Below are 16085 nucleotides of genomic sequence, written 5' to 3'. Positions count from 1 at the left end.
ACCTTAACTATGTCACTTAAACTGGAGCTGCACTATGGAAATCAACACCCTAAGTAAAACAATTTTAGCTGCCAAAAAAGCACAAAAACTCACCTTCAATGATATAGGTCAGATGGTGGGCCGAGATGAGGTCTGGGTGGCGGCATTATGCTACGGCCAAGCCTGTGCATCTGAAGCTGAAGCAATTCAAATTGCACAAGCCTTAGGTATCGAAGCAGAGCAAATGATGCCACTAACCAACTCCCAACTTAAAGGCTTAGGCCCGACAGTGCCTACCGATCCATTGGTGTATCGCTTTTACGAGATCATGCAGGTGTATGGTATGCCGATGAAAGCTGTGATCCATGAAAAATTTGGTGACGGGATAATGAGCGCAATCGATTTTAGTTTAAACATTGATAAAATTGAAGATCCCAAAGGCGATCGAGTATTAGTGACCATGAATGGTAAATTTTTACCTTATAAGAAATGGTAACTGGCAATTACAACTGAGCTAGACAAGGTGTAACTACCTAGACCATGCCTCGCCGATTAATAAATCCTATCGCCATTAATGGGCGGTGGGATTTTTGTAACAGTGACGCGATAAAGTTAACCGAAGCAGTGCTATTACCTTAATACTTTTGTGCCATCTATGTTGGGCAAATAACTGACGGGTCAAAGCCAATTGGCTATAGTGCCGAATATAATGCTAATTCATATTATTACTTCACCTTATTGCACTGTAAAAAAAGCCAATTAAAAGCCAGTTACAAATCTGGTTAAAACGCTCCCCTCGTCCACAGAAAAAGCTTTGTTACATTCGTAACACATTATATTTATTGCACTTTTTAACAATTCGATAACCCAAAAAATCTTGTATCCCCGTATTAATGAGCTTATAATTCAGCCGCTACATCATTGAAACAAAATTGCCAACTACCGTAAACAAAATGCGAACATCATACGATTTTCAATCGGCACACTTTACTAAGACTCTTTATGACTAAAATTTCAAAGTTCGTATTCATGTTAATTAGCTTTTTGATGATGATGAACGTATTACTGGTGTTAAGTTTTAGCCAGGGTATCGATGCTATTCATACTGAAAATTTTCACCACAACGTAATTAAGATTGCACCTGCCAATGTCATAGATACTAATTCCAATTGGGAAAAGTGGCTGTTTTTAGAAAATGATATCGTGAAATCTGGGCAGCATTACTTTGCGGTACTGGCTCGGGATGACAATGAACTCACCGTAGTCAAGGTCACAGACGTGTTTGGCGCTATGATGATGTTCAGTAATGTGCCATTACTACTCATGTTTCTATTTGCCTGCTTTATCCCTTTTTATATCAAAGCCAGTTCTGATAAGAAGAACAGTGCATCACTTGAATTTATCAGTAATGAAACCGATAAATTGTTAGCGACCTTCAAAATAAAGCAGCCAAACAATCACACTAACAATACTCTGTCACACATTAGCGTGGCATTAAATGAGTTAAATAGGCATGTAAAACAACAAAATATTGATACCCAGTTAACTATATTTCAAGACAAGCTCACCGGTCTTGTCGATCGCCATGCCTACCTTGAACACTTAGAAAAACAGTTACAACGCGCCCAAAAAGATGGCACCAAACAAGCCTTACTATTCATAGACTTAGATGGATTTAAACAGGTTAATGACTCCTTTGGCCACAGCTTTGGCGATGAAGTGCTCATTCAAGTTGCCAATCGATTATCCACAGTGATCAGAAACCATGACCTTAGCTATATCGGCTCTGGGGTAAATTTAGAGCTAAATCTATCCCGCTTAGGCGGTGATGAATTCTCTATTTTTATTGATCACATTGACGATGACAACCGTGCAGTGGAAGTCGCTAAAAACGTGTTACAAGAAGTTGAACGAGATTTCGTACTTGGTAATAAAATCATAAAAATTGGTGCTAGCATTGGCATTGCTAGCTACCCTGACAGCGCATCAAACCCCAATACACTATTACAAATGGCCGATGTGGCCATGTACCGCGCCAAAGCCGATGGTCGCGGTATTTTTCGTGTCTATTCGCCAGAAATGGGTAATAAAATTCGCCGCTATCACTACCTACTCGAAGAAATGCGTTTAGCCATTGCCAGCCAAAATTTCAGCTTATCATTTCAACCGATTGTCAGCGTTGATGACTGCAGTATCGATTACTTCGAATGCTTAGTCCGTTGGAATCACCCTATTGAAGGCCCAATCACCCCAACTGAATTTATCCCAATCGCAGAAGACTCAAACTTGATCATTGAACTGGGTAACTGGATTTTATTTGAAGCCTGTCGCCAAATGTCAGCTTGGCACAATGCCGGCATGAATAAAGTCCGAATTTCAGTGAATATCTCAGGGGTGCAATTAAAGCATGTGCCGTTATACGACTGGATTATGGACACCTTAGCGAAAACAGGCTTACCAGCTAGAGCATTATTATTGGAAATAACAGAATCATGTTTAATCCATGCATCTGACACTATTATTAATGATTTACAAAAACTACGCCGCCAAGGGGTATTAATTGCCATCGATGATTTTGGCACTGGCTTTAGCTCCCTTTCAACATTGGCTAATTTACCCGTTGATGTGATCAAAATTGATAAGCTGTTTATTGACCAAGCTACTATTAACCCTAAATACGAAAAGATTTTAGATTCGATTAGTAACTTGGGGAAAACCCTTGATTTAAAAGTGGTTGCTGAAGGCGTTGAAGTGGCCTCTCAATTTGAATTAATCAAAAAACTGGGCATTCATTGTGTGCAAGGTTACCTCATCAGTCGACCTGAAACCTCATTCAATGTTGGCTCTAAAGTGATTAAAAACAACCTCAACCATATTGCATTAACGGGCACAGGTGTGTGTAATCCGATTATCAATAAAGATGAATAAACCTAACCGCAGCTAGCCTTAATAAAGGGCATGATAGCAGCATCTACCTTGCCCTTCATTTTTTGGGATACGTCAAATTGACCACACTCAGTGAATAGAATGGCTAATCGCTATTACTGATCATCAACTGACTTCTAAGCTGGCTTTTTAACTTGCTGTACGACCCAATTTAGGCATAAAAAAACCGATGCATACATCGGTTTTTGGGGCTTAAATAACATCTTTTATGTGATTGCTTAACTGCGATCACCTAATTGTTATCATCTATCGTTTAAATCATTGCAGAATTAGCCGATATCAGAGCCTATTAAGCGTGCGCGACTTTACGTTTACTGTGGGCAATAATCAGCCCTACTAAACATATAATCCCAACAGCGATACCCACTGGCTGGCTTAACTCTTGTGGTAAACCAAGGCCAACACCCGCAGTCATAATATAAGAGACTGTGATAGAAGTACCGACGATTGCAGGTAAACTCACAATCCAATGGAAAGTACCACGGTTAAATAAGTACTTAGTTGCCAACCACAGTACACTGGTTGAAAGTAACATGTTGGAGAAGGCAAAATAGCGCCAGATTAATGAGAAATCAATCTTAGTCATAAAGTATGCAATCACCAGAATTGGAATGGCTAATAGCAAACGGTTACGCATACTTTGCGGGATTTTAAACGCATCAATGATGGTCAAACGTAATGAACGGAACGCGGTATCCCCTGAGGTTATCGGGAAAATTGCTACAGCAATAATCGCCATAATACCACCAGCAACGCCAAGATAAGTGCTCGCAACTTGGTTCACTACAAGGCCAGGCCCACCCGCATCAAGAATACTCTTAAGCTCAACATATCCACCAGGGAAAGCCGCAATACCTGCTGTTGCCCATACGCAAGCAACAATACCTTCAGACATCATTGCGCCATAATAAACTGGGCGAACATATTTTTCATTGGTTAAACAGCGAGCCATAATAGGGGCTTGAGTAGAATGGAAACCACTAATGGCACCACAAGTTATGGTGACAAATAATAACGGCCATACTGGTAAACCATCAGGATTTGGCTCCAGTAAATCATTGTTGTAATGGCTATGGTCAAAATAAGCAAAAATATCTGCAACCTCGGGCAATTGCGGCGCACTGATAAGCAGTGCCACTGCAATTGATACTGTCATCACAATCATGAGTAGACCAAATAATGGGTACAATTTAGTGATAATTTTATCAATGGGTAACAGTGTCGCTAAGAAGTAATAGCCTAAAATAACCAATACCCAAAAGGTATTGTTAGCCAAGATGGTACCTTCAAATAACTCTAAGTTACTTAACAGTCCCGCAGGACTCATAATGAACACCACACCAACGAAGAACAATAACATCGCAGTGAATACCAACATCACCCCTTTAAAGTACACATTAAAATAGTGACCGGCGATTTCAGGTAAGCTTTTACCGTCTTCTTTGATGCTCATAACTCCAGAGAAGTAATCATGCACCGCGCCGCCAATAATATTACCCAATACAATCCACACTAAGGCGATTGGACCGTATAATGCCCCCAGGATAGGACCAAAGATTGGCCCGACACCAGCAACGTTTAAAAATTGAATAAGGTACGCTCTAACGGGATGAACTTTGACGTAATCAACCCCATCGTCAAAACGTGTTTGAGGTGTTTTTGCATTTGGGTCAATGCCCGCTTGGCGCTCAACAAAAGGGCTGTAGAATTTATAAGCGAGGACTAACATCGCAATACAAATAAAGAAAATTAGCATTTTTTATTATCCATACTTGGTAGGGGATTTGGTTAGCATAGAGTGTCAGGTAGTTACTAACATTGGTCAAGCTATCCAGAGTTATACCAAGGTCGGGGTTGCGTTACTCAAATCATTAAACTGTAGATATATTACCAACCAAAAGAAATAATCATTCGCGTGACATCAAATCGCCCCTATCAATAAAGCTTAAGCCACTAATAAAACAGCTATTTCAATAATTTAGTCAGTCTCTATGAAAACTGTATTTCAAAACTGTTGCTTAATTACTAATTAATAAACCTGCAAGCAAAAGCCATTTTTGTGATCGCCGTCCATACTTGGGAATTCAAAAGAACGTTCACATCTCAAAAAGTAGCAAGGTAGCTATTTATTAAAGAGCTTAGCAATTAAGCACTAAGCAGTTATAACCATACTCGCCGCAATGACGACGCCCCTACGTTATTTGCTGGGCGTTAAAGGAATATGTTGAGTAACCATTATTAGCTCAACACTAACTCTACGACCCCAAGTATCCTCTTAGCTCAAAGCTAGCTATTGATAAGCTCAGCTTTAATTAGCTTAAGTAAAAAGGTTTCACGTTCAATGGATAAACCTTTTTTAGCGCTATTGGCAATGGTATTAAGGTTGTGCTGAATCGCTTCATCAATATCAATCCATACAGGCTGCATGCCGTTGCTAATTTCGTGGGCTTCAAATCGGGTCTCACCCAGCTCACTATCTATCTCACAGCTAAAACAGTAGCTCAGCATGTTTATCACTTTATAGCCATCACGATCCCAAGGGCGATACTCTTCATAAACCCCAAATGCGGTAATATTGCTAATAGATTTCGCACCGGTTTCTTCTTGTAACTCGCGGATCAACCCTTGCTCAATATCTTCATGGGCATCAACACCGCCACCTGGCAAGCTGTAATCGTGATAACGCTCGGTATATAACATCAAAATAGTATTACCTTTTAATACAATTGCTCTAGCAGCAATTCGCGTCAGCATATATGGTTGATTAGCAGCAACAAACTCGATAGGTGTGTCAGAGTGATGACAGGTTTTTAAGTGGCGCATAATATTCAATATGATGAAAAAGCGCATGATACGTGGCAAATAACTTGATTTCAATCTAAGAGGTTAGCGGCAACTACTGATTAATCGTTAATCATCGACTCGCATTCAAAACCTTGCCTCATTGAATCAAAGCGGCATTTAGACCCACATTGCCAAGGGGCATTCTGATAAGTGGCAGACATATCTTGGGAGTACACTTTGCAAGAAGCATAGTCATCAAAGCCATCTTGCCTAAGATAACTTGCCGATTCATAACCATTTTTATACACGAATGAGGTCCACGTTTCTGGAGTATGGCTTTCGTTAGCTTTATTGATATAGCTAACAGCTGAAACCGTTGCTAACAATAAGCTTAAAATAATGATAATCGATTGTTTATTCGCAGTTTGTATTTTTGACATCGTTAGCCTAAAACGCTGAAAGTGAATAGCATAAGCTAGTTATACACAAACTACGCGCTGATTAATATGTGCCACTTAACTGTAGTGAAAAAATCACGGCCTAAGCAAGTTGCAAACCATTGTCTTACCACTCCAGCTAAATCCATTGACTCCCAAAAATGCTTTAATCAAACTTGCTAACAATTACGAGGTTGACATTTTCCCTTGGCTTAACAATATTGTTAGCTAATTTTTATCTGCAACGACTTTATTTGCAGAGACTTTTATGTGCAAATACTTTATCTGCATATACAGACCAACAAGGAAGAGATAATAATGAAAAAGTCCTTAATCGCCCTCGCCCTCGCCTCCAGTTTTTTAAGCGCATGCGGTACATCTGATGTCAAAGTCACTAATGAAGCAGCAGAAGTCACTGCCCAAGCCAAAGGCGCAGCTGAGCTTGGTAGCTTTGGGGTTGATTTAAGCGCCCGCAATGAAGCAGTTAAACCCGGTGATGACTTCTTTATGTATGCCAGTGGTACTTGGTATGACAACTTTGACATGCCAGCAGATAAAACTCGTTATGGCGCATTTACAGCATTAGCTGAGCGCAGTGAAACCCAAGTTAAAGAAATCATTGATGATATAACCAGCCGCAATGACTTAAATGCTGAAGAGCAACTTATCGCTGATTTTTATAATGCTTACATGGACACTAACACCATTAATAAGCTGGGTGTCAGCCCAATTCAAGCAACCCTTGATAGCATCAACAACATTAACAACACCGACGACTTAACCAAAGTCTTCGGTCAAACTTGGTTAACCGATGCTGCATCGCCAATTTATGGTGGCATGTGGTTTAATCGCATCAATCCAGATCAATATGAAATGTCTATTGGCGCAGGTGGTCTAGGTTTACCCGACCGTTCTTATTATCTAGAAGACAGTGAAAGATTCATTAACATCCGCAAAGCCTATGTTGAGCACATTACAGCCATGCTGGCTTTCACTGGTATCAAAGATGGCAGCGCTCGCGCTGAAGCCATACTGGCATTAGAAACAAAAATTGCTGAAGGTCAATGGCCAAGAGAAAAGCGCCGTAACCGCGACCTGACCCTCAACCAAGTTAAACGTGCTGATTTAGCAGCGCAATACCCAGGCTTTAATTGGGATTTATTTATCGAACAAACGGGCTATCAAGTTCCACAATTAAATATCTCACAGCCTGAGCCAGTTAAAGCAATGATTGCCTTAATTAATCAGCAGCCACTTAATGTTTGGCAGGATTACCTTAAGTTCCACACCATCAGTAATAATGCAGAATTATTATCTGAAGACATCTACAACACCAGCTTTGCTTTTTACGGTAAAGAGTTAAGCGGGCAAGAAGAGCCTAAACCACGCTGGAAACGCGCAGTCGCTGAAATGTCGGGCACGCAATCATTAGGTTTTGCGATTGGTAAAGTGTATGTGGCACGTTATTTCCCTGAATCATCAAAACAGCAAATGGCGGAATTAGTTGAGAACTTACGTACTTCTCTCGGTCAACGTATTGATGGCCTAGATTGGATGGGTGCTGAAACTAAAGTCAATGCACACGCTAAACTTGCCGCATTTAAACCAAAGATTGGTTACCCAGATGTATGGCAACAGTTTGATGGTTTATCACTGACAAGCAAAGATTTAGTGGCGAACATCCACAACCTACGTCAATATTTTCATGCTGACAGCGTCGCTAAAGAGCTACAAAAAACCGACCGTAACCGTTGGGGCATGACGCCACAATTTGTCAATGCCTATTACAATAGTTCATTCAACGAGATTGTATTCCCAGCCGCAATTTTACAGCCACCATTCTTTGACCCTAACGCAGATGCCGCAGTGAACTACGGCGGCATTGGCGCCGTTATTGGCCACGAAATGGGCCATGGTTTTGATGACCAGGGCTCAAAATCGGACGCCAACGGTATTCAGCGTAATTGGTGGACCGACTCAGATAGAGCGGCATTTGATGCTAAAGCTGACCAGCTAGCAGCGCAATACAGTTTATATGAGCCAATCCCAGAAAACTTCGTTAATGGCCGTAATAGCCTTGGTGAAAATATCGGTGATGTTGGCGGCTTAGCCATGGCGTATAACGCTTATCAACTGAGTTTAAACGGCAAAGAAGCGCCGATTATTGATGGCCTTACAGGCGATCAACGCTTCTTTTTAGCATGGGCGCAAGTGTGGAAAGAAAAACGTACTGAGCAAAGTATGTTAAGTCAGCTTCGTGCAGGTACTCACGCGCCAGGGCGTTACCGCGCATTAGCGCCACGTAACCATGATGCATGGTACAAAGCCTTTGATGTTAAACCTGGTGACAAGCTGTACCTACCAGAAGATCAACGTGTGCGTATTTGGTAGTTAAGCAATAATCAGAGCTAATCAAACTTGATTAAAAAACCAAAATGCCAGTTCAATTGACTGGCATTTTTTATCTTTAAGTTATGTAATGAACCCACTTTAAAGTAACAGTCAATCCATATGATATTCGCAGCTGAACAATAACCAATGGTTATGAGCTTTATCATTGTTAATTTCGTATTAGTCCCAATATCTGATTTATACCCGCGCATATAACAACGCACGCTTTTAAAACACATGCTTTTAAAACAGAATAGTGACACAGATAAGGAAACATCATGAGCAACGAATATGTACCACCAAAAGTCTGGACCATGAATCAAGAAAATGGTGGTCAATGGGCAAGTATTAACCGACCAGACTCAGGCGCTCGTCACCAAAAAGAATTAGCTATTGGCAGCAACCCAATTCAGCTGCATTCATTAGCCACACCAAATGGCCAGAAAGTCACCATCATGCTAGAAGAGCTACTAGCCAAAGGGGTAAAAGAGGCAGAATACGATGCTTACTTGATTAATATTGGCGAAGGTGAGCAGTTCTCATCAGGCTTTGTTGATATCAATCCAAACTCTAAAATTCCAGCATTATCCGATAACTCAGGTGCTAAAGCGGTGCGAGTATTTGAGTCTGGCGCGATTTTAGTTTATTTAGCAGATAAGTTCGGTCACTTCATACCAAAAGACTTTGCTCTGCGCACAGAAACGCTAAATTGGTTATTTTGGCTTCAAGGAGCAGCGCCTTATCTGGGGGGCGGCTTTGGTCACTTTTATGCATATGCCCCAGAAAAATTTGAATACCCGATTAATCGCTTCGCTATGGAAACCAAACGTCAACTTGATGTGCTTGATAAGCAATTAGCGAAACATGCCTTTATTGCCGGTGATGAATACACCATTGCCGATATGGCAATTTGGCCATGGTACGGCAGTTTGGTGCTGGGCCATCTTTATGATGCTGCAGAGTTTTTAGATGTCGCAAGCTATCCGAACTTAGTTCGTTGGGCCAATATTATTGCCCAGCGCCAAGCAGTAAAGCGTGGTCGTATCGTCAATCGCTCATGGGGCGAAGAATGGGAGCAACTGCCTAATCGCCACAGTGCAGCTGATATTGATGAGGTACTGAATAAACAGCCGTAAATTAAGCGTCTTAAAACTCTTAATTCAGATAATAGCTATGCCATTTAAACAAAAAACCACGCTTAATCTAATTAGCGTGGTTTTTATTTAGCTCTGATTTATTCAGTTAGGTCAAAGGCCTTATAACTAAACATTGCGATACTTATTTATTAAAGCCAAATCATTAAAGCTCAACCTATAAACCTAAACCACTAAACTTTAATCGCTTTAAAGTGCTCTGAAGGTGTGACCAGCTCTTGCTGGGCAGCAATAGTTTGTAGCTCCCACTGGCGCTGATGGGCGGTCTCTTTTAACACGCCATAACAAGCATCTGTTGCATGTTCAAATGCCTCAACAGCAGATAAGCCTTGCACTAAACTTGCGGTAAATAACGCCGAAATTAAATCACCAACACCAACTGGCTGTTTTACGAACTCAAGTTGTGGACGCTGACTGATATAACAACCCTCTTGGGTTGCCAGCATCATGGTGAATGTCTCATCAGCGATGCTGTGTAAATGCTTAACCAACACAATATCAGGCCCTAAAGACAATGCTTTTTGGCAAGCTGCTTTAGCTTGCTCAAGATTGGTAATATCCATTTGAGTGAACTGACTCAGCTCAAATTGATTAGGTACAATCACATCAGCCAGAGGCATAACTTGTTTAATTAATTGCTCAGTAATACCATCAGCCAAAATACAGCCCTTTTCAGGGTCACCCATTACAGGATCACACACATAAATAGCCTGAGGATTGATCTCTTTAACCGTTTGAATGGTTTGGATCACTGCTTGGCACTGCTCAGCACTACCTTGGTAACCTGATAGCACCGCCTGACAATCTGCAAGCTTACCTATGTTACCAATACCCGCCACCAGCTCATTAATATCATCGGCAGAAAAAGCCCGCCCAGTCCAGCCCTGTTGGTACTGAGTATGATTTGAAAACTGCACTGTATGAATAGGCCAAACTTCTAAACCCATACGCTGCATAGGAAATACTGCTGAACTATTTCCTGCATGCCCGTAAACAACATGCGACTGGATCGAAATGACACCTTTCATAACACTCTCTTTTATTTATGTTTTAAGAATAATTAACTATCTACATTTAAAGAATATCAGTTAACGACAACCAATATAAACAACATCTAATGTAAGTCATAGACTAAAATAACGATATTAAAATGCTTCCCCGACAGAAAGATAAAGCGCATCATTATTATTGGATGAGCGAGCATAATCTAAGCGTAAATTGATTCGCTCTGCTGGTTGTAGCATAAAGCGCACGCCAATACCGTATGAAGGAATGATATCATCAGATTTATCCGCATGATTCACATCATCCAATTTACCTGCGCCAATAAAACCCACTAATCCCCAGCGCTTATGAAAACGCCAACGGGCTTCAGCTTCTGTTTCAATGGCACCTAAGGCCATATATTCAGTGGATGAAAAACCACGTAACCCTAAACGACAAGCTGCCCATAGCGGCACGTTACCCTCTTTCAAACAGCCTTTTAATTTATAAGCCACGGTTATCGACTCATGCACAGGAAAATAACCATCAAACTCTAATGAATAAGATTCAAAGTTGGTATCACTGCCAATGGCATCATCAAAAAAAGTGCCGTTGAGCTTAAAGTAATAACCATCATAAGGGTTAGTAGGCACATCACGAGAATCATAAATAATCCCAGCACCAAGTCCTGCGGAGACAATTTCATTTCGTAAATCGAAATCGATGGAGCTAATGTTAACATTAAAGTCTTGTTCAAAATCAATGAATACCCCATTAACTCCGACAAACCAATTACCACTAATGCGTCGCTCCAATTCAAGCAGTGCACCGTAGCCAGAAATATCCCAATCAACGTCGATAGGTAAACCAAGCAACTCGGTTGACACTAACGGCAGCTTTAAATCGGCATAGGCGACCCCACCTTTTAAATGCCAGTTATTATTATCCCAATAACTGGCATGACCAACTGCCGCGCCCCAGCTGTCATTACTGGAATAAAACCCTGCGATACCGGTAACAGAAGGAGGTTGTACCGCTTTTTGCTCTGCGGTTTGTGGATAAAAGTAGCCCACTAATCCGCCTAAACCTGAATCAATGGTCGGATTTGAAAACGGAATGGGCGCTGCCACAAAATTGCCTTTATTCACGGTTAAAGGTGCTTGGTTTTCTTTTAAATTTGGCACTAATGAGCTTGGCTCATTGGCAACGCTATCTTCAGCATTATCATTAGCAACAGCAGCCATAGGCGTCAGCAGCATACACAGCAATGGGCCAATAACAATAGAATTCAACCTGATCGTTCCCATAGATACTCCCTTAATTCATTTGCTCTAGTATCACGCAGCTAATACACCATGTCGCAATCTTGCCCAATTAAGCTTTGTTGCTGTTTTAATACTTTGTATAGCTGTGAAATATAGTACAAAATTTTTCAATCAAGCATAAAAAATGCCAATCAAAAGATTGGCATTTTCATTTCTCAATCATCAGTCAATATTTGACTGATTAACTGCGGTATTGATTAACTAGCTTGCTTGATACTCTGCATAGTAGCCATCAAGTACGACTCTTGTCGCACGACCAATTAACTCATAATCGTAGTGAGTTAGGTTAGCTAGTGATACACGCACTGAAGCATGAACAACATCAAATCCTTTACCTGGTAATAAAATTACCCCTGTTTTGTACGCTAACACAAAGAGGAAGTCTTGACCTTTATTGTTATCTTTAAACCATTGTACAAACTCATCGCCATAAAGTTTACCACCTAAAGCATCTAACTCTAGTAGGGTGTAGTAATCAACACGGTCTTCGTTTTCTTCAATTTCAACACCCATGTTTTTATACAATGTGATGTAACGTTCACGAATAATACGTTTACAAGCTGCTTTGTAATTATCTTCCAAGTCCATTAAACAACTTAATGAAAATAATGCCATTTGCACCTGTTGTGGTAATGCTAAACCAGCTGTGTGGTTTAGGGCTACAGCACGACTGTCGGCAACGATACGGTCAATAAACTTAATGTCTCTTGGTTCAGGTGTCAGTGTTTTATAACGGTTATCTAACTGTAATTGATGCGCTTCTGGTAACGCACGCATTGCATCATCAAATACGTTTTCATAATGAATACCGATAGTACCTAAACGCCAGCCGGTTGCACCAAAGTATTTTGAGAATGAATACACACATAAGGTGTTGTATGGCAGTTTGGCAAATAGCGAAATAAAGTTGTCTGCAAATGTGCCATATACGTCATCAGTGATGATAAACAAATCTTTGCGCTGTGTGTTAACAAAGTCAGTTAAACGGTCTAACGTATCGTTTGAAAACTTAACCGATGCAGGATTGGCAGGGTTAACCACACACAATAGTTTGATACCGGTATCAGCTAATTTTTCAATTTCTGATTGTGGTAACTGCCATGTATTTTCGTCTAAGCGTAATTCAACAATTTCTAACTCATATTCAGCAAGCTCTGGAATCTCTAAATAAGGGGTAAAGATAGGCGTCACTAACGCCACTTTGTCGCCTTTTTTAAGTAAACCATTGTTGAACATTGTCGCAAAAGTATAAGTCATAGACGCAGTGCCACCTTCAGTAGCGAACAGGTCAAAGTCAGTTGTCATTGGCATTGGGCCATACATTTCTTCACCTATGTACTGCTTAACCACTTTTTCAATGTTGGTTAACATACGTGAAGGCACAGGGTAGTTACAGGCTAAAAACGCGTTTACAAATTCGTGTAAAAAAGCTTGCTTATCAATACCTAAACGGTCATTAGCATAGCTAATTGCTTTTTGTAAAAACTTAACGCCATCTCTGTTTAGGTTTTCTTTAGCAAAGGTATCAAAACGCTCTACCACGCCAACACCATCCGGAATACCACCAAAACCTTCGTTTAAGTATGAGTAGCTGCGCTCTGATTCTTCGATAGCAAAATCGCCTAAACGTAAGAATGCTTTACGAGGTAAGGTGGCCAAGAAGTTGGGGTTACCGCGGCCCGCATCCAATAAAATACGATCTGGAACGGTTTTAGCCACTTCAATCAATTTATCTTTTAATTCAAATGGGCTTAAGTTGGCAAATTTAGTGAAATCGATTGTTGGTACAGTTTGAGTATTTGATGTAGTCATAATATTTTACCTATTTATCAATTTAAAAGGGTGAATTTGGGGTGATAGTCGATAAGAGGAGAGGTCACTCTCATCGACTATCTAGGGTAATTATTGGGTTGAAATAATGCCGACAATGATTGGACCCCAAAGGGTGAGTAATACATTGGCAATGGCGTAAGTGACCGTGAAAGCAAATACCGGTGTTGCATTACCTGCTTTTTCAAGTAGAGCTGCAAAGCCTGGATTAGCACTGCGGCCACCTGCAACACAAGCTAGTGCTTCAATCGGGTTCTTAATCTTCAATACGTAGTAAGAAATAAAGAAAGAGATAATTTGTGGAATAATGGTTACCGCGACACCTAGGAACAATAAGGTTAAACCGTTTTCTTTAACCATATCGATTGCCTGAGGCCCTGCTTGTAAACCGACAACCCCAACAAATACCGCTAAACCAAAGTCACGTAAGAAGTTTGAAGCGCCCAGTGGCAGTGATCCCATATTTGGTTTACGACTACGTAACCAGCCCACAAATAAACCTGAAATCAAACAACCTGCACCTGAACCAATTGTCACTGGAATACCGGCTATTTCGAAGTTAATCAGACCAATTAATAAGCCACCTACCATACCTAAACCAAACAGTACGTAGTCAGTTGAAAATAATGAAACTAAACGCTTACCGATGCCTTTTTCGATACGGTTAATATCTTTTGCAGAGCCAGTGACTTGAATAATGTCATTTTTATGGACGATAAAATCGGCTGAAATATTTTGCGAGTTACCACCACGGATCACGTCGGTAACATACACACCACGTAAGGTATCCACGTTAGTTTCAGCTTTAATCTGTGCAAGTGTTTTACCAATTAATTGCTTGTCATTAGCAACAAGTTGACGATTTTCTTCAATTAATACGGTGCCACGTGGTAATGCCACTTCATGCTTGGCAGACTCTATGTGTCCAGCGATAGCTTGGCGAAGACCGGTTACCACTAAGATGTCACCCGCTTTTATCACCACTGATTTATCAACTTCAATGTTTTGACCATCACGTGAAATCATTTCGATAGCGGTATCAAGCAGATCACCGTTTACAGTTTGAATATCTTGACCAATTAATCGACTGTCTGTAGGAATTTTATAAGCACGTGACACAAGATCTGTCATCGCATTAAATTCACCTGGCGCCAGCTCAGGCTTACCGTCAGACATTTTTTCAGCTAGCTTTAGTGCTTCTTCGCGGATATCCCATTTCATAAAGGTCGGAATTAACCATGACACCATTAAAATTGGGCCTAACGAACCAAAGATGTATGTTACGGCGTAACCCACAGCCACATTGGTTTGCATCAAGCTTTTAGCTTCTTCGGTCATACCACCTAATTGAGATATCGCATCACCAGCAGTACCAATAATGGCTGATTGCGTTAAGCCACCGGCAGCAAGACCTGCTGCAGTACCACTGTCTAAGCTAAATAACTTAGCTGCCACTAATACCGTAATTAAACCGGTTACCGTCATCACGACAGCGGAAAGTAAAATGTTGATAGTTTTGAAGTTAAGCGCGCCAAAGAATTGAGGCCCACCTTGATAACCTACCGCATAAATAAATAATGCGAAGAAGATGGTTTTGACTCCTGGGTCTATTTGCACACCAAATTGGCCAATTAATACTCCCATCAACAAGGTACCTGCAATACCACCAAGAACAAAACGTCCTATGGTAATTTTGCCGATCAGATAACCAAGTGCCAGAGTAATAAACAACGCAATATAGGGCGAAATAGCAAAAAGATTTTGGATGATATTCATAATCATTGCTGCCTTACAGGTTAAGTTTACATATTAAGAATTAGGTGGAGCGAACTGACTGGCATATTTGCTAGAATTAACACTGCTGAATCCAGATTGAACCTTTCAATCCGACCGTTTGACCAGTGATACCTTGTGTCTTTCGCTTCCTTGGAAAACATCATAGGGATAAACATACAATCCGATTAATACATTTTGATGGATCTAACCCTTCGTAAAAGACAAAATAAAGTCAAACCATCAAATACCAATAAAACCCCTTGATAACTATAACCTTAAGCCATACTCACTTAGGGGTAGTTGATTTCTAAGATTGCTAGACTTATTAAAATAAATTAAAAAGCTAAAAAATAGACGAATTAGATAGGAAATGGCGAACTATGCCTTCGCGTTCAGAATTGAGCGCCAAGTAAAGTTAGCTTAACTCACCGACTAAATGATTATGAAGTATCAGCAAGCTTAGCGGTTTAGCGGTTTAG

Annotated in this window: 11 protein-coding genes; 4 read left to right on the top strand and 7 right to left on the bottom strand. The window is 40.6% G+C overall.

The window, feature by feature from the left end; translation table 11 throughout:
- The first annotated feature begins 34 nt into the window (after positions 1-34).
- On the top strand, positions 35-475 hold the full coding sequence (gene cynS, locus BCU94_RS17130; protein WP_102439039.1) for a cyanase: 441 nt from the start codon (positions 35-37) through the stop codon (positions 473-475).
- A gap of 506 nt (positions 476-981) precedes the next feature.
- Positions 982-2907: an EAL domain-containing protein gene (locus BCU94_RS17125; RefSeq protein WP_241901124.1), complete on the top strand. Its 1926-nt coding sequence runs from the start codon at positions 982-984 to the stop codon at positions 2905-2907.
- Positions 2908-3214: 307 nt separating this feature from the next.
- Here the strand turns inward: BCU94_RS17125 and BCU94_RS17120 are convergent, their stop codons facing one another.
- The 3 genes from BCU94_RS17120 to BCU94_RS17110 form a co-directional block, all read right to left on the bottom strand.
- Positions 3215-4681, bottom strand: a complete 1467-nt coding sequence (locus BCU94_RS17120; RefSeq protein ID WP_102439041.1) for a carbon starvation CstA family protein — start codon at positions 4679-4681, stop codon at positions 3215-3217.
- 530 nt (positions 4682-5211) lie between these two features.
- Positions 5212-5748, bottom strand: coding sequence for an NUDIX hydrolase (locus BCU94_RS17115; protein ID WP_102477106.1), 537 nt, complete (start codon positions 5746-5748; stop codon positions 5212-5214).
- An 80-nt stretch (positions 5749-5828) separates the two neighbouring features.
- Positions 5829-6149: a hypothetical protein gene (locus BCU94_RS17110; protein WP_102439043.1), complete on the bottom strand. Its 321-nt coding sequence runs from the start codon at positions 6147-6149 to the stop codon at positions 5829-5831.
- A gap of 315 nt (positions 6150-6464) precedes the next feature.
- Between BCU94_RS17110 and BCU94_RS17105 the strand changes: the two genes are divergently transcribed.
- Together BCU94_RS17105 and yghU are read left to right on the top strand one after the other, a co-directional pair.
- Complete coding sequence (locus tag BCU94_RS17105; protein WP_102477070.1) at positions 6465-8537, top strand: M13 family metallopeptidase; 2073 nt, start codon at positions 6465-6467, stop codon at positions 8535-8537.
- Between the two features lie 278 nt (positions 8538-8815).
- Positions 8816-9673 carry a glutathione-dependent disulfide-bond oxidoreductase gene (gene yghU / locus BCU94_RS17095; protein WP_102477068.1) on the top strand — a complete coding sequence of 286 codons (858 nt, stop codon included), beginning with the start codon at positions 8816-8818 and terminating at the stop codon, positions 9671-9673.
- Positions 9674-9864: 191 nt separating this feature from the next.
- Here yghU and pdxY read toward each other — a convergent pair whose 3' ends face one another.
- From pdxY to aspT, 4 genes are all read right to left on the bottom strand, one after another.
- Entirely contained in the window at positions 9865-10719 is an 855-nt protein-coding gene (pdxY, locus tag BCU94_RS17090) for a pyridoxal kinase PdxY (RefSeq protein WP_102439051.1), read from the bottom strand.
- Positions 10720-10836: 117 nt separating this feature from the next.
- Positions 10837-11982 (bottom strand): BamA/TamA family outer membrane protein, encoded by a 1146-nt coding sequence (locus BCU94_RS17085; RefSeq protein WP_102439053.1) that lies wholly within the window; start codon positions 11980-11982, stop codon positions 10837-10839.
- A 219-nt stretch (positions 11983-12201) separates the two neighbouring features.
- A complete protein-coding gene (locus BCU94_RS17080; RefSeq protein ID WP_102439055.1) occupies positions 12202-13812 on the bottom strand; it encodes a bifunctional aspartate transaminase/aspartate 4-decarboxylase in 1611 nt (536 codons plus the stop codon).
- 90 nt (positions 13813-13902) lie between these two features.
- Positions 13903-15606 (bottom strand): aspartate-alanine antiporter, encoded by a 1704-nt coding sequence (gene aspT, locus BCU94_RS17075; RefSeq protein ID WP_102439057.1) that lies wholly within the window; start codon positions 15604-15606, stop codon positions 13903-13905.
- Positions 15607-16085: the final 479 nt, after the last annotated feature.

The organism is Shewanella sp. 10N.286.52.C2 (assembly GCF_002874545.1).
Classification (GTDB): Bacteria; Pseudomonadota; Gammaproteobacteria; order Enterobacterales; family Shewanellaceae; genus Shewanella.
This window is presented reverse-complemented; position numbering and strand designations above follow the sequence as displayed.